This is a genomic window from Brevundimonas sp. BH3 (assembly GCF_045345115.1).
Classification (GTDB): domain Bacteria; phylum Pseudomonadota; class Alphaproteobacteria; order Caulobacterales; family Caulobacteraceae; genus Brevundimonas.
The window spans coordinates 1094524-1119198 of the sequence record NZ_CP150796.1 but is presented as its reverse complement, the minus strand read 5'-3'; the positions used below and the strand labels follow the sequence as shown (position 1 = coordinate 1119198).

General features: G+C 60.0%; 31 protein-coding genes and 1 pseudogene. 5 read left to right on the top strand and 27 right to left on the bottom strand.

The features are described from left to right. The first annotated feature begins 167 nt into the window (after positions 1-167). On the top strand, positions 168-800 hold the full coding sequence (locus WEU32_RS05310; RefSeq protein ID WP_406853123.1) for a DUF938 domain-containing protein: 633 nt from the start codon (positions 168-170) through the stop codon (positions 798-800). 56 nt (positions 801-856) lie between these two features. Further along, entirely contained in the window at positions 857-1624 is a 768-nt protein-coding gene (locus WEU32_RS05305) for a pseudouridine synthase (RefSeq protein ID WP_406853122.1), read from the top strand. Here WEU32_RS05305 and WEU32_RS05300 read toward each other — a convergent pair. From WEU32_RS05300 to crcB, 8 genes are all read right to left on the bottom strand, one after another. After that, positions 1621-1923 (bottom strand): transcriptional regulator, encoded by a 303-nt coding sequence (locus tag WEU32_RS05300; RefSeq protein ID WP_406853121.1) that lies wholly within the window; start codon positions 1921-1923, stop codon positions 1621-1623. The genes WEU32_RS05305 and WEU32_RS05300 overlap by 4 nt on opposite strands. Beyond that, positions 1923-2369 carry a hypothetical protein gene (locus WEU32_RS05295; protein ID WP_406853120.1) on the bottom strand — a complete coding sequence of 149 codons (447 nt, stop codon included), beginning with the start codon at positions 2367-2369 and terminating at the stop codon, positions 1923-1925. The genes WEU32_RS05300 and WEU32_RS05295 overlap by 1 nt, the downstream gene beginning before the upstream one ends. 90 nt (positions 2370-2459) lie before the next feature. Then, positions 2460-3422, bottom strand: coding sequence for a hypothetical protein (locus WEU32_RS05290; protein ID WP_406853119.1), 963 nt, complete (start codon positions 3420-3422; stop codon positions 2460-2462). Positions 3423-3477: 55 nt separating this feature from the next. After that, on the bottom strand, positions 3478-4239 hold the full coding sequence (locus WEU32_RS05285; RefSeq protein ID WP_406853118.1) for an ATP12 family chaperone protein: 762 nt from the start codon (positions 4237-4239) through the stop codon (positions 3478-3480). A gap of 16 nt (positions 4240-4255) precedes the next feature. Next, complete coding sequence (locus WEU32_RS05280; protein ID WP_406853117.1) at positions 4256-4933, bottom strand: HAD-IA family hydrolase; 678 nt, start codon at positions 4931-4933, stop codon at positions 4256-4258. Between the two features lie 19 nt (positions 4934-4952). Further along, positions 4953-6455 carry a putative 2OG-Fe(II) oxygenase gene (locus WEU32_RS05275; RefSeq protein ID WP_406853116.1) on the bottom strand — a complete coding sequence of 501 codons (1503 nt, stop codon included), beginning with the start codon at positions 6453-6455 and terminating at the stop codon, positions 4953-4955. 35 nt (positions 6456-6490) lie between these two features. Next, on the bottom strand, positions 6491-7486 hold the full coding sequence (locus WEU32_RS05270; RefSeq protein ID WP_312137798.1) for an RluA family pseudouridine synthase: 996 nt from the start codon (positions 7484-7486) through the stop codon (positions 6491-6493). Next, a complete protein-coding gene (gene crcB / locus WEU32_RS05265; protein WP_312137796.1) occupies positions 7483-7869 on the bottom strand; it encodes a fluoride efflux transporter CrcB in 387 nt (128 codons plus the stop codon). Before crcB ends, WEU32_RS05270 begins: the two co-directional genes overlap by 4 nt. A 44-nt stretch (positions 7870-7913) precedes the next feature. On the opposite strand from crcB, the gene WEU32_RS05260 reads away from it, so the two are divergent. Continuing rightward, the gene (locus WEU32_RS05260; protein WP_406853115.1) at positions 7914-8366 is read left to right on the top strand and encodes a DUF2214 family protein; all 453 of its coding nucleotides are present in this window, start codon (positions 7914-7916) and stop codon (positions 8364-8366) included. Between the two features lie 4 nt (positions 8367-8370). Here WEU32_RS05260 and WEU32_RS05255 read toward each other — a convergent pair whose 3' ends face one another. The 7 genes from WEU32_RS05255 to WEU32_RS05225 all read right to left on the bottom strand — a co-directional run bounded on the left by WEU32_RS05255 (position 8371) and on the right by WEU32_RS05225 (position 15105). Beyond that, positions 8371-8883, bottom strand: coding sequence for a CC0125/CC1285 family lipoprotein (locus WEU32_RS05255; RefSeq protein ID WP_406853114.1), 513 nt, complete (start codon positions 8881-8883; stop codon positions 8371-8373). A gap of 85 nt (positions 8884-8968) precedes the next feature. Beyond that, on the bottom strand, positions 8969-9694 hold the full coding sequence (locus WEU32_RS05250; RefSeq protein ID WP_406853113.1) for an RluA family pseudouridine synthase: 726 nt from the start codon (positions 9692-9694) through the stop codon (positions 8969-8971). A gap of 40 nt (positions 9695-9734) precedes the next feature. Next, a complete protein-coding gene (locus tag WEU32_RS05245) occupies positions 9735-10166 on the bottom strand; it encodes a hypothetical protein (RefSeq protein ID WP_406853112.1) in 432 nt (143 codons plus the stop codon). Positions 10167-10247: 81 nt separating this feature from the next. After that, positions 10248-10502 (bottom strand): hypothetical protein, encoded by a 255-nt coding sequence (locus tag WEU32_RS05240; RefSeq protein WP_406853111.1) that lies wholly within the window; start codon positions 10500-10502, stop codon positions 10248-10250. Positions 10503-10780: 278 nt separating this feature from the next. After that, on the bottom strand, positions 10781-12121 hold the full coding sequence (locus tag WEU32_RS05235) for a replication-associated recombination protein A (RefSeq protein ID WP_406853110.1): 1341 nt from the start codon (positions 12119-12121) through the stop codon (positions 10781-10783). Positions 12122-12160: 39 nt separating this feature from the next. Continuing rightward, positions 12161-13540: a trypsin-like peptidase domain-containing protein gene (locus WEU32_RS05230; RefSeq protein ID WP_312813849.1), complete on the bottom strand. Its 1380-nt coding sequence runs from the start codon at positions 13538-13540 to the stop codon at positions 12161-12163. Between the two features lie 308 nt (positions 13541-13848). Beyond that, positions 13849-15105: an ectonucleotide pyrophosphatase/phosphodiesterase gene (locus WEU32_RS05225; RefSeq protein WP_406853109.1), complete on the bottom strand. Its 1257-nt coding sequence runs from the start codon at positions 15103-15105 to the stop codon at positions 13849-13851. A 140-nt stretch (positions 15106-15245) separates the two neighbouring features. On the opposite strand from WEU32_RS05225, the gene WEU32_RS05220 reads away from it, so the two are divergent. After that, the gene (locus WEU32_RS05220; protein WP_406853108.1) at positions 15246-16160 is read left to right on the top strand and encodes an ABC transporter ATP-binding protein; all 915 of its coding nucleotides are present in this window, start codon (positions 15246-15248) and stop codon (positions 16158-16160) included. Next, positions 16150-17001 carry a hypothetical protein gene (locus WEU32_RS05215; RefSeq protein ID WP_406853107.1) on the top strand — a complete coding sequence of 284 codons (852 nt, stop codon included), beginning with the start codon at positions 16150-16152 and terminating at the stop codon, positions 16999-17001. The genes WEU32_RS05220 and WEU32_RS05215 overlap by 11 nt, the downstream gene beginning before the upstream one ends. Positions 17002-17004: 3 nt before the next feature. On the opposite strand, the gene WEU32_RS05210 is transcribed toward WEU32_RS05215, so the two are convergent. The 12 genes and pseudogenes from WEU32_RS05210 to rpsE all read right to left on the bottom strand — a co-directional run bounded on the left by WEU32_RS05210 (position 17005) and on the right by rpsE (position 24666). After that, positions 17005-17481: a GNAT family N-acetyltransferase gene (locus WEU32_RS05210; protein WP_312137776.1), complete on the bottom strand. Its 477-nt coding sequence runs from the start codon at positions 17479-17481 to the stop codon at positions 17005-17007. Between the two features lie 112 nt (positions 17482-17593). Next, positions 17594-18010 carry a 50S ribosomal protein L17 gene (gene rplQ / locus WEU32_RS05205; protein WP_312137774.1) on the bottom strand — a complete coding sequence of 139 codons (417 nt, stop codon included), beginning with the start codon at positions 18008-18010 and terminating at the stop codon, positions 17594-17596. Between the two features lie 120 nt (positions 18011-18130). Continuing rightward, positions 18131-19150 carry a DNA-directed RNA polymerase subunit alpha gene (locus tag WEU32_RS05200; protein WP_312137772.1) on the bottom strand — a complete coding sequence of 340 codons (1020 nt, stop codon included), beginning with the start codon at positions 19148-19150 and terminating at the stop codon, positions 18131-18133. Positions 19151-19238: 88 nt separating this feature from the next. Then, positions 19239-19628, bottom strand: a complete 390-nt coding sequence (gene rpsK, locus WEU32_RS05195; protein ID WP_135063516.1) for a 30S ribosomal protein S11 — start codon at positions 19626-19628, stop codon at positions 19239-19241. 16 nt (positions 19629-19644) lie between these two features. Next, positions 19645-20013, bottom strand: coding sequence for a 30S ribosomal protein S13 (gene rpsM, locus WEU32_RS05190; RefSeq protein WP_312137767.1), 369 nt, complete (start codon positions 20011-20013; stop codon positions 19645-19647). Between the two features lie 153 nt (positions 20014-20166). After that, on the bottom strand, positions 20167-20358 hold the full coding sequence (locus WEU32_RS05185; protein ID WP_406853106.1) for a hypothetical protein: 192 nt from the start codon (positions 20356-20358) through the stop codon (positions 20167-20169). Beyond that, positions 20349-20912, bottom strand: a complete 564-nt coding sequence (locus WEU32_RS05180) for a hypothetical protein (RefSeq protein WP_406853105.1) — start codon at positions 20910-20912, stop codon at positions 20349-20351. The genes WEU32_RS05185 and WEU32_RS05180 overlap by 10 nt, the downstream gene beginning before the upstream one ends. An 86-nt stretch (positions 20913-20998) precedes the next feature. Continuing rightward, positions 20999-21559 carry an adenylate kinase gene (locus WEU32_RS05175; RefSeq protein ID WP_406853103.1) on the bottom strand — a complete coding sequence of 187 codons (561 nt, stop codon included), beginning with the start codon at positions 21557-21559 and terminating at the stop codon, positions 20999-21001. Positions 21560-21584: 25 nt separating this feature from the next. Beyond that, complete coding sequence (gene secY / locus WEU32_RS05170; RefSeq protein WP_312137763.1) at positions 21585-22964, bottom strand: preprotein translocase subunit SecY; 1380 nt, start codon at positions 22962-22964, stop codon at positions 21585-21587. Between the two features lie 283 nt (positions 22965-23247). Continuing rightward, positions 23248-23694: pseudogene (rplO, locus tag WEU32_RS05165) on the bottom strand (50S ribosomal protein L15); the annotation flags it as partial. Between the two features lie 173 nt (positions 23695-23867). Then, positions 23868-24062: a 50S ribosomal protein L30 gene (gene rpmD / locus WEU32_RS05160; RefSeq protein ID WP_312137761.1), complete on the bottom strand. Its 195-nt coding sequence runs from the start codon at positions 24060-24062 to the stop codon at positions 23868-23870. A gap of 4 nt (positions 24063-24066) precedes the next feature. Further along, positions 24067-24666: a 30S ribosomal protein S5 gene (rpsE, locus tag WEU32_RS05155; RefSeq protein WP_312137759.1), complete on the bottom strand. Its 600-nt coding sequence runs from the start codon at positions 24664-24666 to the stop codon at positions 24067-24069. Between the last annotated feature and the right edge of the window lie 9 nt (positions 24667-24675).

Genomic DNA, 24675 nt, shown 5'->3' with positions numbered 1-24675 from the left:
GACGCGAAAGAACAACACGATCACAACAGGTTTCAGCGGCCAATGGACTGCAGCGTCCGTTAGGTCAAGACTCTGCAAACGTATGTTGCGATGCAATAATTTGGATTATTCCAGATTCTGCTTAATTCTTATGGGCGTGTGCAGCCTCCACGCGCTAAGCCTTCGGTATGCAGACAATGGACACACAGCAGACTGCGCCCACGGGCGGTCTTTTTTCACCCGCCGCCGCGCGCAATAGCGACGCGATTCTGGGTTTGCTGTCGGCACATCTTCCTGCGCGCGGCCATGTTCTTGAAATTGCATCCGGTTCCGGCCAGCACGCGATGGCTGCTGCACGCACCCTACCCGATATTGTCTGGCAGCCGTCCGACCCCTCTGCCGAGGCGCTGCAAAGCATTGAGGCATGGCGTACAGCCGATCCCCTGCCCAAGCTGTGCGCCCCGCTGCGTGTGGACATGACAGCCCCCGAAACATGGCCGGACCAGACCTTTGATGCCATCGTCTGCATCAACATGATCCATATCAGCCCTTGGCAAGCGACCGAGGGCCTGATGGCGCTGGCAGGCAAGGTGCTGCCGGTGGGGGGCCTGCTCTATCTTTACGGGCCGTATCTGGAAAAAGATGTGCCGCTGGCCCCGTCCAATGCCGCCTTTGACCAGAGCCTGAAAAACCGCAACCATGCATGGGGCCTGCGCGACAGTCGCGATGTCTCGCTAGAGGCCAAAAAGCACGGACTGCGCTTTACCCGCCGCGTCGAGATGCAGGCCAATAATATCAGCCTGATGTACCGCCGCTTCTGATCCTTTCTAAAACCGTCGCCAGAGCGTAAACACCCGCCCTGACCGGAGACTCCCCCATGGCCTTTATCCGCACCTATGACGGCGACGAACCCGTTCGCATCAACAAATGGCTGGGCCAGTCGGGCGTCTGCTCGCGCCGCGAGGCCGAAGCCCTGATTGCCGAAGGCTTTGTCACCATTGACGGCGAGATTGTGCGCGATGCCGGTCGCAAGATCGAAAAGGGCCAGACCCTGACGCTCGATAATGATGCCGAAGAAGCGCTTCAATCCGGCGTCACCATCATTCTGCATAAGCCCGTCGGCTATGTTTCGGGCCAGCCGGAACCGGGCAAGATTCCCGCCGTGCGTCTGCTGTCGTTCAAGAACCGCGACGATGACGGCTATATTCCGCGCCGCGACGAGAGCCTGCCCCCGATCGGACGCCTCGACGAAGATTCACGCGGTTTGCTCCTGCTGTCATCGGACGGCGTGGTCGCCAAGGCGGTGATCGGCCCTGAATCGGAACTGGACAAGGAATATCTGGTCCGCGTTGACGGCACGATCACCCAGACCAAGCTCAACCTGCTGCGTCATGGTCTGGAACTGGACGGCCGCAAGCTGAAACCGGCCAAGGTCGATCTGATCCGTGGTCAGGACCTGCGCTTCATCCTGAAGGAAGGCCGCAAGCGCCAGATCCGCCGGATGTGCGAAATGGTCGATCTGGACGTTATCGACCTGTTCCGCATCCGTGTCGGCCCGCTGTCTCTGGGTTCCCTGCCCGAAGGCCGCTGGCGTCATATCACGCCAGCGGAACGTGAAGCCCTTATCAGGGGCAGCGTCGGCTAGACCGACAGGCTGGAGGCGACTTTCACCAGTCGCTCCAACTCTGCGACATGGGCAACGAAGGCTTTTTTGCCTGCGGGTGTCAGCGACAGCCATGTCCGCTGTCGCCCGCCCAGTGCTGCCTTGCGAACCGCAACATAGCCGACCTCTTCCAGCGCCTTGACGTGTTTGGACAGGACCGAGTCCGACACTTTTATACTGTCACGGACGACAGCAAACTCGGCTTCGGCTGCCGACAGGATAGCGCAGATTTGCAAGCGTCCGGGGGCATGGATCAGGGCATCGAAAACCGGCACCGCCATTACACGTCCCTCACATCTTGGCGGTAAAGCCGCATCCACACGCGACTGCCGATATAGCCCAACAGCGCACCAGCCAGACCATTGACCACCGGCACCCAGTAAATCTCCTGAACCTTGCCGAACCAGATGCTCAGCCCCATCAGTCCGATCAGAACAGTCGCCAGAGCAAAGGCCGCCCATCTCGCCCGTTTGGGGCTGTAGCCATTAACCCAGACGCCTTTCTCGGCCTGCCATTTACGCATGATGACGACCAGTATCGCCAGAGCGATGGCCACGCTGGGCAGGCTGAAGGCCGTCGGGAAACCCTGACCGGCCACAAGCAGGCCACAGGCCAGCGCATAGCCACCATCATACCACCACGGCCAGTGGTCCATCTTGGCCAGGGTCTGCTCGCGCGTGTTGCGGATCAGGTCCAGCGCCTCTTGCGGGGTTTGGTCTTCGGTCATGGCTCGTCCCTCACTTTCCACAACGGAAAATGTTCGAGACTTTCCACATCGTCAAGTGATAACTTTCCAGATTGGAAAGTTTATCAAACCCTAGGCCTGCGCCTCGCTGCGATCCTTGATGACTTTCAGGACCGTGCTGTGGAAATCGTTGAGGAAAATCTTCCCCCACAGCGCGCAATAGGCATTGATCGGCGTGGCCATGCGATAGCGCGTCGTCAGAGTCAGACGGGTGCGGTTGTTCGGCAGGTCTTCCAACACATAGTCACCACGCGCCAGCTTCAGATAGCTGCTGTCCACATCGATATGGGCCTCTACGGCATCGGGAATGGAATCTGGTCCGAAGCGGAAATCCCATGCCAGACGGCGATCCTGATCCCAAGCCGTCACTACTTCCTCGAACCGGACACCCTTGGTCCAGCTTAGCTGTCGCACAGCACCAACGCCCTGCCCTTCCATCCGTGCATTTACCGGCGTGGGCACACCCACCACATTGTGGCTGAAGGTCGGTTTTAGCTCGGGCTTGCGGATATCGCGGATTTCAACCGTCTGCGCCCAGACATCTGCGCGCGGCGCGTCGATCTCGATGATCGAAACCACCTGTTCGTCCACCATCCGGTAATCCAGATGCGGCTCAAATGGTGCCAGCAGCAAGGGTGCAAGGATCATCAGGGGTGGCGTGTGACGCAAGGCGCGTTTTCGCAAAAGCGCGACCGTCAGGCTCGACCCGAGTGCTGCGCCTGCAAAGAAGAAGGGTGCGGCCATCGCCACACAGATTCCGCCTTCGCGGAACACAATGATGCTTAAAACCAGCAGCACCGCGATGCCGATCAGGGCCCATTTCAAATGGGTGCCGACTGAGGCGCGCCCCAAAGGATCAGCCACCGCCGAAAACACGCTGGCAATGGCCATGGGCATGAAGATCAGCCCGCTGATGAACAGCATGCCTCCGCTGCCCTGCCAGATCAGCAGATAGAGCACTGCCGCATAGGCCAGCGACAGGCCCAGGCCCAGATACAGACGCTTGCGTAGCAACCGGCTCGCCCTATCGTCCATGCGCTTAAGCCTCCCCTGTTTCGGCCAGCCTATCCGAACATTGTGCTCTGTCGCCCTAGCGCAGCGCCTTGAACCACTGTTCCAGCATCACCGTCTCGGCGCGCTGGGCAGCCGCACGAAGGGTGGCTTCCTCGTCCACGCCCCAACGCTCTTCGGTAAAGGCTTCGTCCAGACGCGACAGGTCATAGGCCGCCTCGCCCGACAACTCACCCTGTTGCAGGGCCAGCCCCAGAATGGCCGAGCCCAGCAGCGGCACAGCCATAGCCAGACCCGATAGCTGGAAGTGATCCAGCGACAGAGCCAGTGCCTTGACCTTGGCCAGCGAAGCCTGATCCTGCGTCTGGTGGATAATGCCCTGCACCGGCACCAGACGGATGCCGTGGGTTTCTTCGGCCCAGTTGCGCCACTGGCCCCATTCGCGTTCCTGACGCTCGATCAGGGATCGGGGCGCTTCGGCCAGATAACAGGTCAGATCGTTTCCGGCATAGGCCGTGATTTCATCGGCCACCGCCTCCATCACCTCGACCACGCGGTCGATAGCCGTCGAGGCCAGACGGGTTGCAGGCATGGTGCCCGCATCCAGAAACTCGCCCTGCGCCGCCCATTCGTCCGCCACCAGCCTTGCCGCTGCCTCGGTCGGCAGAACCAGCTTGCGGTGCGCGGGCGTCTTGGGTGTGCGGCCATCCAGTTGAACGGCCCAGCCGTCTTCGGTATGGGCCACGCCCGCTTCCTTCCAGAAGCGTTTGATACGCTCTTCGGATTCCTTGAAACCCTTACGGGCAGCGACGTTCGGGTCCAGCGGGGGAATGTGGCTCATATTCTAAACTCTAGTCTCAAATCTTGGCCGCAAAACGCACCAGCGCCGCTTCCAGATCAGGAAAATCCTTGGCCACATGGGCCGCACCGGCTGCAAGCTGTTCTTCCACCGTATGGAATCCCCAGCCCACGCCCTGTCCGGCCACCTTGGCATTGGCCGCCATCAGCATATCGTGACTGGTGTCACCAATCATCACCGTGCGCTGCAAACTAGCGCCATTTCTGTGCACAGCCGCCAAAAGCATCGACGGATCGGGCTTGCCAGGCCCGTCCGAGGCACAGTGGGCCGACAGGAAAAGATCGCTCCATTCGGGCCGCGCCAGATTACGCGCCACGCCGCGACTGTTCTGGCCCGTGGCAATCGACAACTTCCAGCCGTCCTTTTTCAACAGGCGCAGCGTATCCATCACCCCGTCATAAAGCGGCTCTTCGTGACCGGCCTCGTAACGGGTGCGAAAACTGCTCTGGAAGGCAGCGACGAACTCGGCCAGCTCGCCCATGGTCAATTGCGGCTCCAGCACATGCAACGCCCTGTCCAGTGTCAGTCCGACAATCTGACGTACTCGGTCATAGCTGGGCTCCGGCAGGCCAAGCACCTTTGCCGCTTCACACGCCGCCAGATGGATAGAGGCGCGGCTGTCTACCAGCGTGCCATCCACATCAAACACCGCCAAAGGCGCATCAAAAGCAGTCATAAATACTCGGTCGTAAAACTCAGGCCGGAACCAGATCAAACGCGATGGTCAGCCGCTGATGATCGTCTTCAAACGGCAGGGTTCCATGCCACATACAGGACGGGAACAATACCAGCTTGCCCGGTTCCGGCTTTTCGACTTTCAGCGGAGCCAGCGGCTGTTTCAAGTTAAAGGGCGGTACGCCGAACCCGATCCAGCCTTCCTGCCCGCCCCTGTCTACCGCAGGCGGCAGGTCGATATAACAGGCCGAGGACAGCCAGCCCTTGGAATGGATATGGGCCTCGTGGAAGCCGCCCGACCGCAGGCGGATCGACCAGCATCCGGCGAAGCGGTATTCGCCCGTATTGCGGCTGCGGACCGGATCGCTGCCTGTCCCCAGTGCGGCCATATAACGCCGGATCGGCCCGTCAATGGCGCTAAAGAAGGCCTTGATGGCCGGATCATCCACACGGCGCAAATCCACCGGCGTCTGCGATCCGTGACGCAGGCTCTGCCCTATCGGGTGGCGGTTGAACGCGTGCTGGGCCTCCAGAGCCACTTTAAGATCGGCCAGATAGGCCGACAGCAAGCCCCAACCGTCCGGCGTATCAATCTGCGTGGCGCGTATCAGACCATCGCCATCATCCAGCCCCAGCGGGTCTTTCTCGCCTGCCATCCGCAGGGCCGTGGCATGCAGGGCCAGTACGATCTGTTGTTGTCCTGCCGTCGGCAAAAGCTGTGACAGGATTTCACGCGCCTCGTCCACCTCGCCCGTCACCAGCAAGGCCTTGGCCAGGGTCGTCCATGACGCAACATCATTGGGCGGCAGGGCCACAGCCTTTCGGGCGTGCGCCACAGCCTGTGCCGGATCAAATGCCAGTGCCAGATGGGCGGCATCCGCCTCGATGCCCGCATCCTTCAAACCGGCCTGCGCGGCACCTTGCGTCAGTTCCTGCCAAACCTCGCGTTCAGGCTGCCCCACATAGGCATTGAACACGGCCAAGGCCCGATGGATTTGGGCAAGGGCCGGATGCCGCGCCAAGGCTTGTTTGTAGGGTTCACGCGCCGTCCCGACATCCGCGCCGGACATCCACAAGAGTTGCGCCTGCTCGTTAATGGCTTCCAAATAGTCACTACGGCGGGCCAGAACCTCGCCATAGGCGGCTATGGCCTCTGTAAGCTTGTGCTGGGCCTGAAGGGCGCGGGCCAGAACTAGCCATGTCTCCGGTGCCTTGCCGCCCAAAGACAGCGCCTTGCGAGCCTCCGCCTCCGCCTCGGCAGCAGCCCCCGCATCGCCCAGCGCCGAGGCCAGATTATGATGGGCAACCATGCTGGACGGGGCCGCTTTGACCTGTGCACGACGCAGAGGCACCACCTCTTCAGGCCGTTGCAGAGCCTTGAGGATAGATATCCGCAAGGTCATTAAGGCCTCGCGCTCGGATGCCGGTGCCGCTTCGACCAGCCTCAGCGCCTCCTCCAACTGCCCCACCCCAGCAAGGGCTTGAGCCTGTTGGCCGCGTTGTTGAAGCGACATCCCCGTCATCCGATCCCCCCAGACCGTTTAGCGCCCGACCCAGCCTAGCGGATACGCTTCACATTATGGAAGATATCCTCGTCGGCTTCGTCCTCGGAGAAGCCGAAATGGGCAAAGCCCGCCTTCATTTCCGGCGAAAGCGGAGCCTCGACGATCAGCTTGCCACCGCCCGGATGGTCCAGCTCGATACGGCGGGCATGAAGCTGTAGCTTCAAACTGCCGGACAACTCGTTTGATTTCTCGTTGCCGTATTTCGGATCACCAAGGATCGGATGGCCTATGCCGGCCATGTGGGCGCGAAGCTGGTGCGTGCGGCCTGTAAACGGACGCAAGGCCATAAAGGCAGCACGGTGCGCGGCACGACTGACGGTCACATAGGCGGTTTCAGCTGTTTCCGCGCCATGTTCCTTGGGGTCGGCGGGACGCATGATCTCGAAATCATTAATGCCGGTTTTTTTCAGCGCCATGTCGATCTGGCCCGAGGCCGGTTTCGGGTTGCCAATGACAATGGCCCAATAGGTCTTTTTGGCGTGACGACGCGCAAAGGCTCCTGCCAGACGTTTGGCCGCTTCGGGACCCTTGCCCAGCAGCAATACACCCGAAGTGTCTCGGTCAAGACGGTGGACCAGACGCGGACGCTCCATGCCTTCACCCCATGCCGACAACAGACGGTCCACATGTTTGGTCGTCTTGGTGCCACCCTGAACCGCCAGACCCGCCGGCTTGTTGATAGCGATCACCATGTCGTCTTCATACAGAACCAGCGACTTGGCATAGGCCACGTCTCGCTCACTGATTTTCGGCTTTTCACCCGGCACGCGCTCGACAGCCTCGGGGATCGGCGGCACCCGCACGGCGGCCCCGGCGGTCAGGCGCTCTTCGGGTTTGATACGGCTACCATCCACACGGATATTGCCCGCGCGGCACATCTTCTGAACCTGAATATGCGACAGGTGGGGCCAGCGACGCTTGAACCACCGGTCCAGACGGATGCCGTCCTCAGCTTCCGCTACATAAAGGGTTTGAACTTCGCGGCTCATCCGAAAACCTTACGCATGATGGTCAGACCGACGAAAACGGCCACCACCGACAAAATAACAGAGGCGAGCGCATAGAGGGCGGCTGTGGCCATCTCGCGGCGCTCAAGCATTGCGACCACTTCCAGCGAGAAGGCCGAAAAGGTCGTGAACCCGCCCAATACGCCGACAACAGCAAAAAGGCGAATATTCTCGCCATTCGCACTGCCTTTAAAGGCCAGCCAGCCTGTAATCAGTCCGATCAACAGCCCACCCGTCAGGTTCACGGCAAAAGTGCCCCAAGGCCATTGCCCTGCCCCCACAAGACGAAAAGCCGCTATGCCAGCACCATATCGCGCCAGCGCCCCCAAGGCCCCACCTGTTGCCACCAGCAGAAAATGGTTCATGCTGTGCCATAAACTGTTCTGCGAACATTGCGAAGGGAGCGTCTGTGGCTGGCTCTATTCCGGTTCTGATCCTGGCATCTGTGCATCATGTGCTTTTTTTAGGCCTGATCGTTATGATGGCGACGCAACTGGCCCTGTTAAGGGTCAAGCCTGTGCCGGTTGTCCGTCTGGCCAAGCTGGACCAAGGCTATGGTCTGACCGCCGGACTGATCCTGATCGTCGGTCTGGCCCGCATTCTGCACGCCGAAAAGGGTTGGGCCTATTATCAGTCCAATCCCTTCTTCTGGGGCAAGATGGCTGCTTTCGGCCTGATTGCCATGCTGTCTATCGTCCCGACCGTCAGCTATCTGGGCTGGCGCAAGCAGTTGGCCCACGACCCTGTATGGCAGCCGCGCGGTACAGATATCCGACGCGCACACGGGATTGTCGTGATCGAAATGGTTCTGGTCGGCGCGATAATGATAATGGCTGCAGGCATGGCTCGCTGGCCTTTGTGACCGCTCAGAGACGAGGTCCGACCGATTCCATCACACTGCGGGCCTGATACACACCGGGACGGTCAGGCGTAGCGCCGCGTCCCATCACGATCTCCAGCGTGGTCGAGGTGGGTTGCGGTCCACTCAAATTCACCCCGAGCCCGACACCAACACCTGAGGTCGAATAGCCCCCATAACGGCCACTGCTTGCCCCGATGGATACGGAGGGACGTACGCCACCGGCACTGTCAGGGCGACCATCGATCCAGCGCTGGGTGATTTCAAACCAGTCATATCCGCGATCGGTCGTCAGTTGCGCGGCACGGAACAGCGCGCGATCCGCCACGGGACCGGCGGCCCCGACACCATTATAGGTGACACGAAAACGATTGTTCTCGATCTGCTGTTCGGCATAGCCCTGCCCGCGTGGTCCCGTCTGAGGCCCATAGGGGGCCAGACTGGCACAGGCTGTCAGCGCCAGCGCGGAGGCCGCCAACACCGTGACGGTAAAAACCTTCTTGCGGGACAGAATGGTCATGGCAGCATCTCCATTGGCTCTGAATATCTAGCGAATAACCGCCAGACATTGTTCCGCCACAAGTCTGAACCGAAGCTGAAGAGACTTAAAGCCCGGCGACCGCCCGCAGATCGGCAAAGTCTTTCGGTTCGGGCGCTTCCACCGTCATTCGCTCGCCCTCGGGATGCGGGAAGGTCAGCTTGGCCGCATGCAGCATCAAGCGCGGTGCGCCGCGTCCGGCAAATGTCAGTGCCCCGCCATAACGTACATCGCCAACCAGAGGCCGTCCGATATGGGCCATGTGCACACGAAGCTGGTGCATGCGTCCGGTCAGCGGCTCCAGTTCGACCACCGCGCCCTCTTCATTGGCGGCCAGCGTGCGATAACGGCTCTGGGAAGCCTGTGCGCCCTCGGCATCGGCTGGCACCACACGCATATAGGCCTCGCGACCGATTTCCTCGCGGCGCAGGGCGGCATCGATCATGCCCTGCTTGGGCTCGGGAGCCGAGGAGATGATGGCGCGATAGGTTTTCTGGAATTTGCGATCCTGCATGGCCTTGCCGAGGAAGCTTGCCGCGGGCTTGGTCTTGGCAATCAGGATGACGCCCGAAGTGTCGCGATCCAGACGGTGCACCAGTTCCGGACGCTTGCCGTTCGAACGCTTGAACGCCCACAGCAGGTCATCCAGCGTATGGGCCTGAATACGCCCCCCCTGACTGGACAGGCCCGAAGGCTTGTTCACCACCATCACGTGCGAGTCCTGAAACAGGACGAGCGAACGCATATAGGCGACTTCTTCGGGCGTAAGATCGAGGGGCTGGCGCTTGGTCATGGCGCGCTCTTAGCCCAGCCTCCTCGTCCGGTCGATTGCCTTAACGGAGAATGCCGCGTTGACGCGCAAAACGCGCATAGGCAGCCGAGGCAGCGGCCACAACGATGATGGTGATGGCCGCATAGAGCGTGCCCATGCCCATAATCTCGCGGCCATTGGTCATGAACTGCACATAGATGGTGTTCACGACAATGGCGGTCAGGCTGGCCAAAAAGGCATTAAAAGCCAGTTTGCGGCGCATCAGCAGCATCAGAGCGCCCAGCACACCCGTCCAGACACCGACGCCGAAAGCCACCTCGGTCCATACCGGCTGGGCTTGCAGATACTGCGCCTGTTCCAGCGTCAGTTTGCCCCAGTAGGACAGGTTCTTGGTCACCTGCAAATACCACTGGGACGCCCCATAGCCGTTCCAGATCAAAGTGATCAAACCCACAGCCCACAGGTGCCAAGGCGTTTTCATCTGCGCGTACATTATCTTGTCTCCCGACGTTCAGGCTCTACCGTTAAAGCCATTCGCTATGCGCCACAATCGGGCCGCATAGCCCAAGGCGGGTCAGACCAGTACCGACTTGCGGGCCATGCGCCACGCATAGACCCACAGGCCTGCGGCAATCGCTATGATCGCATAGGGCAAGATAGCCATAGCCCCTTGCGGTGCTGCCACCGCCGGTGGCGGATAAACCAAGGTCGAGACAATATTACTGCCCACAGCCCCCGCCAGTGACAGGGCAAAGGCCCAGACAGCCCAGCGCTCTCGTAACAACAGACAGATCGCACCGAGCACGCCCCCCAGACGCCCAACCCCCACGGCGCGTAAAGCCAGCCGGGCAAGGCATGAAAATACTGGACCATGGCCTCGCTCATGTTTGCATCGCGCAAATAGTCGGCACCGCGTGTCAGGGTCATGGAAAAATCGAACGCGCCATAGCCGTTCCATAACAGGGCCAAAATACCGATAAGCCACAAATGCCACGGCGCGGGTTGCCGCCGGATAATGCCTGCCATCAGTCCCTCCCAAGAAAGAAAGCCGCCAGTGATGTCACTCCGACTGTAAAATCTCGCAAGCAAAATCTTCGAGAGGTGTCCCTATTGGCGACCCCAGTCGTCGTCACCGCCATCGCCCTTTGAGGCATTGATCCGCGCCCGCATCTGGCTCCAGCGTTCCATGCGTTGCTTGATCTTTTCCTCGTGGCCCTCGCCCTTGGGGCGATAGAAGCTCTGGCGGGCCATGCCGTCGGGGAAATAGTTGTCGCCGGAAAAGCCCTCGACCGTATCGGGATCGTACTGATAGCCCTTGCCGTAACCCAGCTCCTTCATCAGCTTGGTCGGGGCATTGCGGATATTGGCGGGAGGCATCAGTGATCCAGTCTCGCTGGCCGCCTTCATTGCCGCCTTATAGGCCTGATAAACGCCGATGGACTTGGGGGCCGTGGCCAGATGCACGGTGCATTGCGCCAGTGCCAACTCACCTTCGGGGGAGCCGAGGAAATCATAAGTATCCTTGGCCGCATTGGCGACGAGGATGGACAGAGGATCGGCCTCGCCAATGTCCTCGACCGCCATCCGCACCAAACGCCGCGCAATGAACAGCGGGTCTTCCCCGCCCTTCAGCATCCGTGCCAGCCAATACAGCGCCGCATCGGGATCAGACCCCCGCACCGACTTATGCAAGGCCGAGATCAGATTATAATGTTCCTCGCGGCTCTTGTCATAGGCAGGGGCGCGCTTTTGCAGGATGGCAGCCATGGTCTGCACGTCCAATTGTTCGTCCCCGACCAGATCGAACAGGACCTCGACCATGGTCAACAGATAGCGCCCGTCACCATCGGCCATGGTGAACAGGGCTTCGCGCGCTTCGGGCAGCAAGGGCAGCGGCTTGCCAACATGGCTTTCGGCGCGTTGCAGCAGTTGCTCCATCGCCGCATCGTCCAGCCGTTTCAGCACATAGACCTGCGAACGCGACAGCAATGCGCCGTTCAGTTCAAAGCTGGGGTTCTCGGTCGTCGCGCCAACCAGCGTTACCACACCTGCCTCTACGAACGGCAGGAAGCTGTCCTGCTGGGTGCGGTTAAAGCGGTGGATTTCGTCAACGAACAACAGCACCGAACGGCCCGAGGCACGAATGGCCTTGGCTTGTTCAAACGCCTTTTTCAGATCGGCCACACCCGAAAAAACGGCGCTGATCTGCATATATTCATAGCCCGCCGCCTTGGCGAGCAGACGGGCAATCGTGGTCTTGCCGGTGCCCGGCGGTCCCCACAGGATCATGGAACCCAGACGTCCCGCCGCTGTCATGCGCCGGATCGGCCCGCCTTCACCCAGCAGATGATCCTGTCCCAAGACCTCGTCCAGCGTGGTCGGGCGCAGACGGTCGGCCAGAGGCGCGTCGGGCGGATGGATGCCGGAAGCTTCGAACAGATCACTCATGATCTATTCATAGGCCGTCCGGCACCCGATTTCACCTATTTAAGGGATACGACCGTTCAGGCTGCGACCGCCACGGATGATGGTGATTTCCGATCCGCGCCCGGCACGGCCCAGAGCCTCGACCGAGGTCACGGCACGACCATCCACCGACTGGATCACGTCATTGGGACGCAGGCCGATACGATGCGCCATGCTGCCACGCTGGATACCCGTCACGAACACGCCATTGGTGAACGGATCACCGCCCATACGGTCGGCCCGCGCCGGATTCAGCGCAATGCCCGAAAGTCCGGCAAGCGCGCCCTGCCCCACGGTCACGCCCTTGCTGATCTCGGCATCACCGGGAAGCTGGGTCACGCGGGCATTCACGTTTTGGGTACGGCCATCACGCAGCAGGGTCACCGCAACCGTCTCGTTCGGCTGCTTGGTGCCAACACGATAGTTCAGACCGCCCTGATCGTTCACTTCCGCACCGTCGATGGCGGTGATGACATCCCCCACCTCGATACCGGCACGCGCCGCAGGGCCACCCGAATAGACGTCCGTCACCAGAAGGCCTTGCGGGCGTTCAAGGCCCAGACTGCGGGCCATGTCGCCGCTCAGGGTGTCGCCCTTCACGCCCAGCCACGGACGCACCACGCGGGTTTCGCCACCCACAGCCGAATCCAGCACGCGGCGCACCATGGCTGCCGGTACGGCAAAGCCCACGCCGGTCGAAGAGCCGGTACGGCTGAAGATCGCGGTATTGATGCCGATCAGATCACCATCCATGTCCACCAGCGCCCCGCCCGAATTACCGGGGTTGATCGGGGCATCGGTCTGGATGAACGAGCCGGAATCGCTGATGCCGGTATCGGTACGGTTCAGGGCAGAGATAATGCCATTGGTCACCGTCTGGCCCACGCCGAACGGGTTGCCGATGGCCAGAACCAGATCACCGACCTGCTGTTCTTCCTGATCGTCGATACGGATAACCGGCAGGTCGCCGTTCACATCATCCAGTTGCAGCACCGCAATGTCCGAACGCTCGTCTGCCAGCAGCACGCGAGCGGGAAACTCGCGGCGGTCCTGAAGCGTGACGCGGATTTCGCGCATGTCCTTCACGACGTGGGCATTGGTGATGACGATACCGTCGTTGCGCACAATCACGCCCGAGCCGATCGAGCCGGTCTGGCGCGCGGTCGGAATACCCCAGAACGGGTCACGTCCCTGTTGCACACCACGCGCGGCAATATTCACCACAGCGGGGGCCGCCGTGCGCACGACAGGCGCGAAACTGGTTTTCATGGCACCGGCATCGTTCGGGGCGATACGCGGCTGTGCTTCGGCAAAGACGCCTTCCTGCGCCTTGGACGGCTGAGGCTGCCCGCAAGCTGCAAGCAAGAGAGCAGCAGCAATGGCAAGGTGCGAATTCTTCATCAGGTTAGTCACTCATCCAGGGTGATCCAGCAAGCGGACACTATTCGGCACATAGATTGGGACGGCATCAAGGCTGGCCCCTTACCATAAAGCAATGGTGTTCAAGACGTTGCGTCGCAAGCCTCAAGCTTGTGCATTATCTTTGATTTATGCACGTCGGGCTATAACCCACTCCACAATAGCCCCTATCCGAAAGCAACCGGCAGAGGGTTACGCGTAGGCCTAGCATCGCGCACAACTCAAAAGGAAAACAGGCAGTCTCTACAGAAACTGCCCGTCCGATTATGCGCTCTAAACCAACTGAACCCTTACGGTTGGGTCACCGGCAGGGTGTCCTGCGGATTGCCGTCGGTTTTCGGCACCGTAATGTTCAGCAGACGCCCCAACAGAGGCTGCACATCCACGCTGTCGAGATTTTGCAGGCGACGACCGGCCACGACGCCCGGACCATAAGCGATAAAGATGGCCTGCATGTCCGGCGAGATATTGTCATAGCCATGCGCGCCACCTGCCTTGCGCACAGGACGGTCGCGCGTAGCGATCAGCCAACCATCCTGCGCCAGACACACAAAGTCCGACACGCGGTCATGGCTGCCCAGCACCAGACGTGCAGGGATATCGTCCTTTTCCCAGCACTCCATGCGCTCGTGCTTGCCGACCAGCGCCTTTTCAACCTCGTCGTCGCGGTCGTCCCGGGCATTCAAAAATGCGACAGGGCCGGAATAGACAATGCTGATGGCCGTGGTATCGACATAGTCATCCAGCGTCACCACACGATCAGGCGATGTTGCAGACATGCCGTGGTCCGACACCACAATAATGATAGCGTCATCATCCAGACCCCGCGCCTTCAGCCCTTCCAGCAGATAGCCAATAGAGGCATCCGTCTGGGCCATCGCAGCATTCACTTCATCGGATTGCGGGCCATGATGGTGCCCCATCGTGTCTACGATATCGAAATACAGCGTGTTCAAGCGCGGGCGCTCGGCTTGCGGCAGGTCCAGCCATGCCAAAAGCTGATCTACGCGGGCATTGCCATCCATCGACTGATCGAACTTGACCCAGTGACTGGGTCGCACGCCATGAATCGCGGCCTCGGAACCCGGCCAGAACATGGTGCCGGTTTTCACACCGGCCTTTTCAGCACTGACCCAGATCGGCTCGCCATCATCCCACCAGCGACGGTCGGTCACAGCGGCCTGATTGCCCAGAGAGAACCGTCCCAGTTCATCGTCGATCATATTATTGCCGACAATGCCGTGGTGGTCGGGATGCAGTCCCGTCACCAGCGTATAGTGGTTGGGGAATGTCACCGTCGGGAAAGACGGTTTCATCGGGCCGCTGGCCCCTTCCTGTGCCAGACGCGACAGATTGGGTGTCAGGCCGCGTGAAAGATAATCAGCGCGAAAACCATCAATCGACACCAGAATAACCGTTGGCTGGCTCTGCACCGCCGCAACCGCAGGGACCTGCTCGTTACCGGTCGTAGCGCATGCTCCGGTCAACAGGGTCAGACCCAGCGCCGTTCCGGCAGCCAGACGACGAAACAATGATGGAGACGCCATACGCCTATTCCCGCAAATACTATCGTAAAGCCCACTGCTAGGCTTTTTCCGTTACAGTCCCAAGACATATCGGAGTTGGGGATAGCATCAACCGAGGAATCATCTTGTCCCCCCAGACATAAGGCGTCAGTCTCAAAATCATGAACGCCGTTATCACAATGGACAATCTCACCAAGTCTTTCGGCGAGGTCAGGGCCCTGAACGGTCTGTCGCTCGAGATTCCGAAAGGCGGCGTTTACGGTATTTTGGGACCTAACGGCGCGGGTAAGTCCACGCTGTTTCGTGTGCTGCTGGGCCTTGTCGAACCCACCACAGGCCATGCCGAGATTATGGGCTATCCCATCGGCCACACCCAGAACCTGCGCCACATCGGTTCCATGATCGAAACCCCGCGCTATCCGGCCTTTATGTCTGCCCGTGACTGTCTATTATGGCTGGCGACCGCGCATGGACAAGCCCGTGATATCGATATTGACCACTGGCTGGAGCGCGTCGGCCTTACCGAAGCCGCCCATCGCAAGGTTCGTGGCTTTTCAGTGGGTATGATGCAGCGTCTGGGCATTGCTGCCGCTCTTATGACACGCCCAGATCTGGTCATTCTGGATGAGCCGACCAGCGGCATGGACCCGCCGGGCATTATGGAAATCCGCAGCCTGATCCGTGATCTGGTCGATAATGATGGCGTCACCGTTATCATGGCCAGCCACCAGTTGCTGGAAGTCCAGCGCATGTGCGACCGCGTCGCCATCCTCAATCGTGGTCGTCTGGCGGCCGAAGGATCCGTCAGCGAGCTTAGCCAGTCCAGTGCGCATTTGCGTCTGTCCGCTTCCCCCCTGGCCAAGGTCAAGGACATTCTTGGCGATGCAGGAGAGATTTCCGGCGATGTCATACTGGTCAATATCCGCCGCGAAGACACAGCCGGACTGATCCGTCACCTAGTCATGGAAGGCATTGATATCATGGAGGCCCAATGGGTCGGTGCGGACCTTGAAGCCATCTTCATCGCCGAGACCCGTGACATGCCCCAAACGCAGGAGGTCGCCAGTGCTGTTTGATGCTGTGCGCGCCGAGTTGCTGCGCTTTTCACGCAATACCCAGGCATGGTTCTGGGCGCTGTTGGCCATCCCTGTGGGAACAGCCATTGTCGGTATATTGTTTCGCCAGTTTCTATATGGCCAGTTTCAAAAAGCCGAAGCCAGTCTGCCCGCCTCGGTTGGCCAGATTGCCCACGCACCGCTCGACCTTGGAACATTGATGGTGGATCAGGCTTCGCAACTGGCAGGGGCCAATCTACTGGCCTTTTTCCTGATCGGAGCAGCTGCCATCGCGGCCAGTGATTACCGCTGGGAAACGTGGCGTCTGATCCGTCCGCGTAACAGCCGCCTCAATCTTGTACTGGGCAAGGCTCTCGCGATCGCCATCATTGCCGCCATCCCGCTATTGCTGTTTCTGTTGTGCGAGATCGTAGCCCAGATCATCAGCGCCACTATCGAACATCGCACCATCAGGATTGGACTGGATGCCAACCGGCTTATGACCATCCTTGGCATGGTGGTCGCATCATGGCTTAGGGCCATTCAAACGGGGCTTGTAGCTTTGCTTGCGGCCCTGGCGACGCGGTCGCTTTTTGGCGGCTTTGTTATCGCTATCGCCTTTGGTTTTGGCAGCTTTATGGTCGAGCGTATGATGCTGGGGCTCGGCTGGGGCCCGTCCGAGTGGCGCACCCTGCTGTTGTTCCCCTCTGCCGCCTACGCAACCGTCCAGACCTATCTGGCCCATGGCCCCGTGACAGTCGCCATCGCCGCCAAAGCCCTAACCGGACTGTTGCTCTGGGTTGCAGCCCCCACGGCCCTGTCCGTCTGGCTGTTCCAACGTCAGGACCTGTCCAAGGAATAAGCTTTAGCCAAGCCGCTTTTCCATAAATACATCCGCACGAACATACGGCGTGTCCTGCAACGGCAGATATTCAAAACCATGGGCCTCATAAAGGCTCAGCGCCGGTGCCAGTTGTGAATTGGTTTCCAGATAGAGACGACTGGCTCCCAGCTTAGTGGCCCGCTCCACACAGGCCTTCATCAACAGATGCGCCAGACCTGCCCCGCGCGCCTTGGGGTCTATGGCCATCTTGGCCAGTTCGAACCCGCCATCATTCATAGGCATCAGCGATACACAGCCTACAGGCTCTCCGGTTTCGCTCTCGACAATGAAAATGTGACCGCCCCGCTCCAGCACCTCGCCCTCGGCATCCGCCAGAACTCTACGGTCCTTAGCCTCGATGGCAAAACCGGCCTCGATGATCCAGCCTTCGTTCAGAGAGCGCCATGCGGAGGCATGATCAGAACGATAGGAAACAACGCTGTAAGATAACTTGACCATATGTGCGGTATTGCGGCTTGCCACCTCGATTTCAAGTCAAAGCTTGGCAAAGCAAAAGGGCGGCAAGCCAAAGCCAACCGCCCTTTCGGATCAATAAGATCGGAAACGAAGCTTAGGCTTCGTCACCCTCGATCATGACAACCGGACCGGAGTCCTTGCCCTTGGCCGAGACGTCGCGATCGACGAACTCGATGACTGCCATCGCGGCGTTGTCGCCGTGACGGAAGCCAGCTTTCATGATGCGGATGTAGCCACCGTTACGGTCTGCATAGCGTGCAGCCAGGGTGTCAAACAGCTTGCCGACTTGCGGCACATCACGAACGGCGCTGATAGCCTGACGACGAGCGTGCAGGTCGCCTTTTTTGGCGAGGGTCACCAGCTTCTCGACGAAAGGACGCAGTTCCTTTGCCTTCGGCAGGGTCGTGGTAATTTGCTCGTGCTTGATCAGCGAGGCAGCCATGTTGGCGAACATGGCCTGGCGGTGGCTGACCGTACGGCCGAGCTTACGATAGGCGGCGCCGTGGCGCATCGGGGTCTCTCCTACTCAACCCTGGTTTCCGGCCCAGAACTCAACGGGGCGGGACCTAGGGCCTCTCATTCTAACCGCCCCAACCAATCCAACTTAAGGACCTGGGCGGAGGGTTGATGATCAGATCTGGTCGTCGAACTTCTTGGCCAGATCTTCGATGTTTTCCGGCGGCCAATTCGGCACATCCATACCGAGGCTCAGGCCCATAGTCGCCAGCACTTCTTTGATCTCGTTCAGCGACTTGCGGCCGAAGTTCGGGGTGCGAAGCATTTCGCCCTCGGTCTTCTGGATCAGGTCGCCGATGTAGACGATGTTGTCGTTCTTCAGGCAGTTCGCCGAGCGGACCGACAGCTCCAGTTCGTCTACCTTCTTCAGCAGCGACGGGTTGAACGGCAGGTCGGGCTTGCCGTCCGACTGCTCGACAGCCTTGGTCGGCTCTTCGAAGGTGATGAAGATCTGGAGTTGGTCTTGCAGGATGCGAGCGGCGAATGCTGCTGCGTCAACCGGCGAAACCGCACCGTTGGTTTCGATCTCGAGGATCAGCTTATCATAGTCCAGCGACTGACCTTGACGGGTCGGCTCGACGCGATAGGCAACGCGTTTGACCGGCGAGTAAAGGGCGTCAACCGCGATCAGGCCGATCGGGGCGTCTTCCGGACGATTGAACTCGGCTGCCACATAGCCCTTACCGTTTTGAACGGTCAGTTCCATGCGGATCGAAGCGCCGTCGTCCAGCGTGCAGATAACGTGATCCGGGTTCAGGATCTCGATATCGGCAGGAACGTCGATTTGAGCCGCCGTCACAACACCGGGACCGGTGGCGCGCAGGGTCATACGCTTCGGACCTTCCGCATGCATGCGGAGAGCCAGCTGCTTGATGTTGAGGACGATATCCACAACGTCTTCACGAACGCCTTCCAGCGAGGAAAACTCGTGGACAACGCCGTCGATCTGGATGGCGGTGACTGCTGCGCCCTGAAGCGAGGACAGCAGAACGCGGCGAAGCGCGTTACCGAGCGTCACACCGAAGCCACGTTCGAGGGGTTCGGCGACCAGACGCGCTTTGCGCTGCGGGTCAGAGCCGGCCTCGACCTGGGGCTTCTCGGGACGGATCAGCTCTTGCCAGTTTCTTTCGATCATTAGTGTCCCTCGAACAGGTTTCGCTGACCCCACCTGTGTGCACTCAGGCTAATAGGGGGTCAGCAGAAGATAAAGAGTCAGCCGGCGATTAAACGCGACGACGCTTCGGCGGACGGCAGCCATTGTGCGGCATCGGCGTCACATCACGAATGGTCGTGATGGTCATGCCAACAGCTTGCAGAGCGCGCAGCGCCGACTCACGGCCCGAACCCGGACCCGAGACGTTCACTTCCAGCGTCTTCACGCCGTGCTCGGCAGCCTTCTTGCCTGCATCTTCAGCAGCCATCTGGGCAGCATACGGGGTCGACTTACGCGAACCCTTGAAGCCCATATGACCCGCCGACGACCACGAGATCGCGTTGCCTTGGGCATCCGTGATCGTGATCATGGTGTTGTTGAAAGAGGCATTCACGTGGGCAACGCCCGAAGTGATATTCTTACGTTCGCGACGTTTAACGCGACCCTGTTCCTTAGCCATAGCTCAGGCCTCTCTCTTACTTCTTCTTGCCGGCGATCGGCTTGGCCGGACCCTTGCGGGTACGAGCGTTCGTATGCGTGCGTTGACCGCGGACCGGCAGGCCCTTACGGTGACGCAGGCCGCGATAGCAGGCCAGATCCATCAGACGCTTGATGCTCATCGAGGTTTCACGACGCAGGTCGCCCTCGACGGTGTGATCACGGTCGATAGTTTCACGGATTTGCAGGATTTCGGCATCGGAAAGTTGGTTCACGCGACGAGCCGGCTCAATGCCAACTTTCGCAGTGATTTCCTTGGCGGTATGCGCGCCAATGCCATGAATGTACTGAAGCGCGATTTCAACGCGCTTGTTGGTCGGAATGTTGACGCCAGCGATACGGGCCACGAAATTCTCCAGGTACGCGTTAGTCAGACGCAAAAACCGCTCCGGTTAACAAACCTGAAGCGTGTGCGCCCTTCGCGGAAGACGGCCCTTATACATGGGATTCCCAAGACGTCAACGGGGGCAGCCCGGAAAGACCCCTTAACAGAAGGTTTCTTACGGCCATTCCACCCCCACAGCGATCTCGGCCCCATCCACAGGGTGCCCTTCACGTGAAGCTGGACGAAAGCGGAAATACTGCGCCGCCGCAAGGGCTGCGGTGCCGAAACCTGCATTTTGTGGCGTTTCACTGACCACGCGACAGGCTTCCAGCCGTGTATCGGCGCGTAAACGGCATATCAGTTGCACCCGCCCCCCCTGCCTGCGCCGGAAAGCCTCGCGTGGATGCAGGCTGCGAATCTGGGCCTGTGAGGGTCCGCTGATGAACTGCGGCCCCGAACCACGGCCATCGCCGGATCCGCTTCCTTCGCCACGACCTGTGCTGCTCCCTTCTCCCCCTGCCCCTGTCCGGGCCTGACCGATTCCTTTTCGGCGACACCTATGACCAAAGGCGGTTCCGACGATGTAACCGGTGGTGCCTCGATTTCGGGTGGGGGCATTTTTTCGCGCGGCGGCGTGGGGCGCACCGCAGACTTGGCAGCAGCTGCCCCCCCGCCCTCTTTAGGGCTTGCGGGAAGTGGTTCAGGCATAGGCGGCGGCACCGGCCTTACCAAATCTACGGCAATGGCCTGCAGAGGCTCTTCGGTTTCGACCTCAGGTGCCAGATGGCCCAGCCACAGCCCCAGCACCACATGGGTCAAACCCACCACGACAACAGCCAAGGCTTTGCTTGTGCGCTTGGGTTTGCCTTGGGGTGGATCTGTATCGCGGCTCATAGACATGGAACGCACAACCTGCGCCATGGCTCACAGGCTTGGAAGATGCCACCCATAGAAAAAGGCCGGCATCCGAAGATGCCGGCCTATTCTTTTTTCGGTTTCCCGAAGTCTTAAGCCAGAGCGCGGTCGATCGCAGCGGCGACAGTGGCGATATCGCCCATGCCGTCTACCTCGGTCAGCTTGCCTTGCGCTTCATAGTAGGGAAGCAAAGGCGCGGTCTGTTTATTATAAACCGCCAGACGATCCTTGAAAGTTTCAGGATTGTCGTCGGCACGACCCTGCTCTTCGAAACGCTTAGTGATGCGTTCGGTCAGCGCGACATCATTCACCTTCAGGCGAACAACCGCGTCGATCTTGGCACCGCGCTTTTCGAGCATGCCATCCAGAGCCTCGGCCTGAGCGACAGTACGAGGGAAGCCGTCAAAGATAGCGCCCCCCGCAGCTTCAGCTTCCGGCAAACGGGCTTCGATCAGGGCAATGACGATTTCGTCGGTGACGAGATCGCCACGCGCCAGAACGTCCTTGACCTTAAGGCCAAGCTCCGACCCCGAGGCAATCGCGGCACGCAGCATGTCGCCAGTGGACAACTGTACCATGCCGCGCGTCTCGACGAGACGCTTGGCTTGGGTACCCTTGCCCGCAGCCGGCGGTCCGAACAGGATGAGATTCATAACCTGGTTCCCCACTACCCTTAGCTTAGCGGCGCATGGCCGGCGTACCACCACGACCACCACGGCCGCGCAGTTTCGCCTTCTTGATCAGACCTTCATACTGGTGCGCCAGCAGGTGAGACTGGATCTGAGAAACAGTATCCATCGTCACCGACACAACGATCAGCAGAGAGGTACCGCCAAAATACATGGCGTTGCCCATACCAGCGACCATGAACTCCGGCAGCAGACAGACCAGAGTGATGTAGCCCGCACCGATGACCGTCAGACGGGTCAGCACATAGTCCAGATATTCAGCCGTGCGCTTGCCCGGACGGATACCCGGCAGGAAGCCGCCGTACTTGCGCAGGTTCTCGGCCGTGTCTTCAGGGTTGAAGGTGATCGAGGTGTAGAAGAAGCAGAAGAAGATGATCAGCGCGCCGTACAGGATGATGAACACCGGCTTGCCGTGCGTCAGTTGTGCCGTCACGGTTGGCAGCCATGCCATCCACTCCGGCAGGTTTGCCGTTGCGGTGAATTGGGCCACCGTGGTCGGCAGCATCAGTAGCGACGAAGCGAAGATGGCCGGAATAACACCCGCCGTATTCACCTTCAGTGGCAGGAACGAACGCTCGCCACCAGTGACGCGGTTCCCTTCCTGACGCTTCGGATACTGGATCAGCAGGCGGCGTTGAGCGCGTTCCATGAACACGATGAACACAACCGTTGCCACAGCCAGAATGGCCAGACCCAGCAGCATGAAGGCCGACATCTGACCTTGTTGGGCCAGGCCCAGCAGACGCGCAATCGTGCCCGGCAGAACCGCCACAATACCGGCGAAGATGATCAGAGAGATACCATTACCGACGCCGCGTGCGGTGACTTGTTCACCCAGCCACATCAGGAACATGGTGCCGCCCGTCAAGGTCACAACCGTCGTGGCGATGAAGAACATCCCCGGCGCATCGACGAGGCCTTGCGAGGCGTTCAGACCGACGGCGATACCGAAGGACTGAGCCAGAGCCAGCACAACCGTCAGATAGCGGGTGTATTGGTTCAGCTGTTTGCGACCTGCTTCGCCGCCTTCCTTTTTCAGCTTCTCCCACGGCGGATACACCGCACCCATCAGCTGCACGATGATCGAGGCCGAGATGTACGGCATCACGTTCAGCGCAAACACAGCCATACGTTCCACAGCGCCACCCGAGAACATGTTGAACATGTCCAGGATGCCGCGTTGGCCGTCCGGGTTCTGGAAGAACTGGAGGAAGGCATCGGTATTGATGCCCGGGATCGGCACATAGGTACCGAGACGATAGACCAGCAGAGCGCCCAGCGTGAACAGCAGGCGCTTGTGGAGCTCGGTCGCCTTCGCGAACGAACCCATGTTCATATTTGCTGCAAGTTGTTCAGCGGCCGAAGCCATATGCTTTCCCCACGACTATGAGTGTCGTCAGATAAGGTGAAAGCGGCTCCCATGCGAGAGCCGCTTTCGAAAATTCGTCATCCCGTTCGGAAAGATCCCGATTTAACCCACAGGGTTGACCGGGATGACGACAGTCTTAGGCCTTGGCAGCCGCGCGCTTGGCGCGAGCCGAGATCTTGTTCTCGTCGCCCTTCGGAGCCTTAGGTGCCGGAGCCTTGCCCTTTGCAGCTTCGCGCTTGGCAACGCGGGCAGCAGCCTTGGCTTCAGCTTCGATGCGCTGTTGCTCGACCTTACCACCAGCAGCTTCGATCGCCTTGATGGCACCCGAGGTTGCCGACCAGACAACCAGGTTCAGCTTGGCCTTCAGTTCGCCTTCGCCCAGAACGCGAACGCCGTCTTTTTCACGACGGATCACGCCAGCAGCGACCAGAGCGGCACCGTTGATTTCAGCCGAAGCGTCGAGCTTGCCAGCATCGATAGCTTCCTGGATGCGCCACAGGTTGACTTCAGCCAGACGCAGAGCGTTGGCATTGTTGAAGCCGCGCTTAGGCATACGCATGTACAGCGGCATTTGACCGCCTTCGAAGCCGCCAATGGCGACGCCCGAACGCGACTTCTGACCCTTGACGCCGCGGCCTGCGGTCTTGCCCTTGCCCGAACCCGGGCCACGGCCGACACGCATGCGAGCTTTGTGGGCGCCTTGATTGTCGCGGATTTCATTCAGTTTCATGTGCCTGATCCTTTCGGGTGCTAGCGCCAGACGTGATGCAAGACGCATTTCGACTGACTCGGCGTTTTAAAAACGAAGGGCCGCTAATAAGCGACCCCGCCCTGCATCGCAAGATGCAATCTGAAAAAGCAAAACGCCCTCCCCCGTTTCCGAGGGAGGGCATCTGAGCTTTTTTAGCCTTCGACCACTTCAACCATGTGAGCGACCTTGGAGATCATACCACGTACAGACGGGGTATCCTCCAGGGTAGCCTCACGGCCGATTTGGTTCAGACCCAGGCCCACCAGAGTGGCGCGCTGATCGGCCTTGCGGCGGATCGGGCTGCCAACCTGACGGATGGTCACGGTCTTCTTTTCGCTCTTGGCCATTAGATTAGCCCTCCACAGTTTCCGATGCCGAAGCACCATCGTTGCGGCGGCCCATCAGGTCGGCGACCTTCTTGCCGCGCTTGGCAGCAACCTGACGCGGCGACGACTGAACCTTCAGAGCTTCGAAGGTTGCGCGGATCATGTTGTAGGGGTTCGACGAACCGGTCGACTTGCCCACGACGTCTTGAACGCCGAGGGTTTCGAGGACGGCACGCATCGGACCACCTGCGATGACGCCGGTACCCGGAGGTGCAGCGCGCATCATGATCTTGCCGGCGCCCCAACGGCCATTGCCGTCGTGGTGCAGAGTGCGGTTTTCGCGCAGCGGCACGCGGATCATCGTCTTCTTGGCTTCTTCGGTCGCCTTGCGGATAGCTTCCGGCACTTCACGTGCCTTGCCATGACCGAAGCCCACACGACCCTTGCCGTCACCGACAACCATCAGGGCAGCGAACGAGAAACGACGTCCACCCTTAACGGTTGCGGCAACACGGTTAATGTGTACCAGCTTCTCGATGATGTCGCTTTCAGCAGCGTCTACTGCCGGAGCGTTGCGGTCGCGACGATTGCGATCGCCGCCGCCGCGTTGGGGTTCACGAGCCATGTCTGTCGT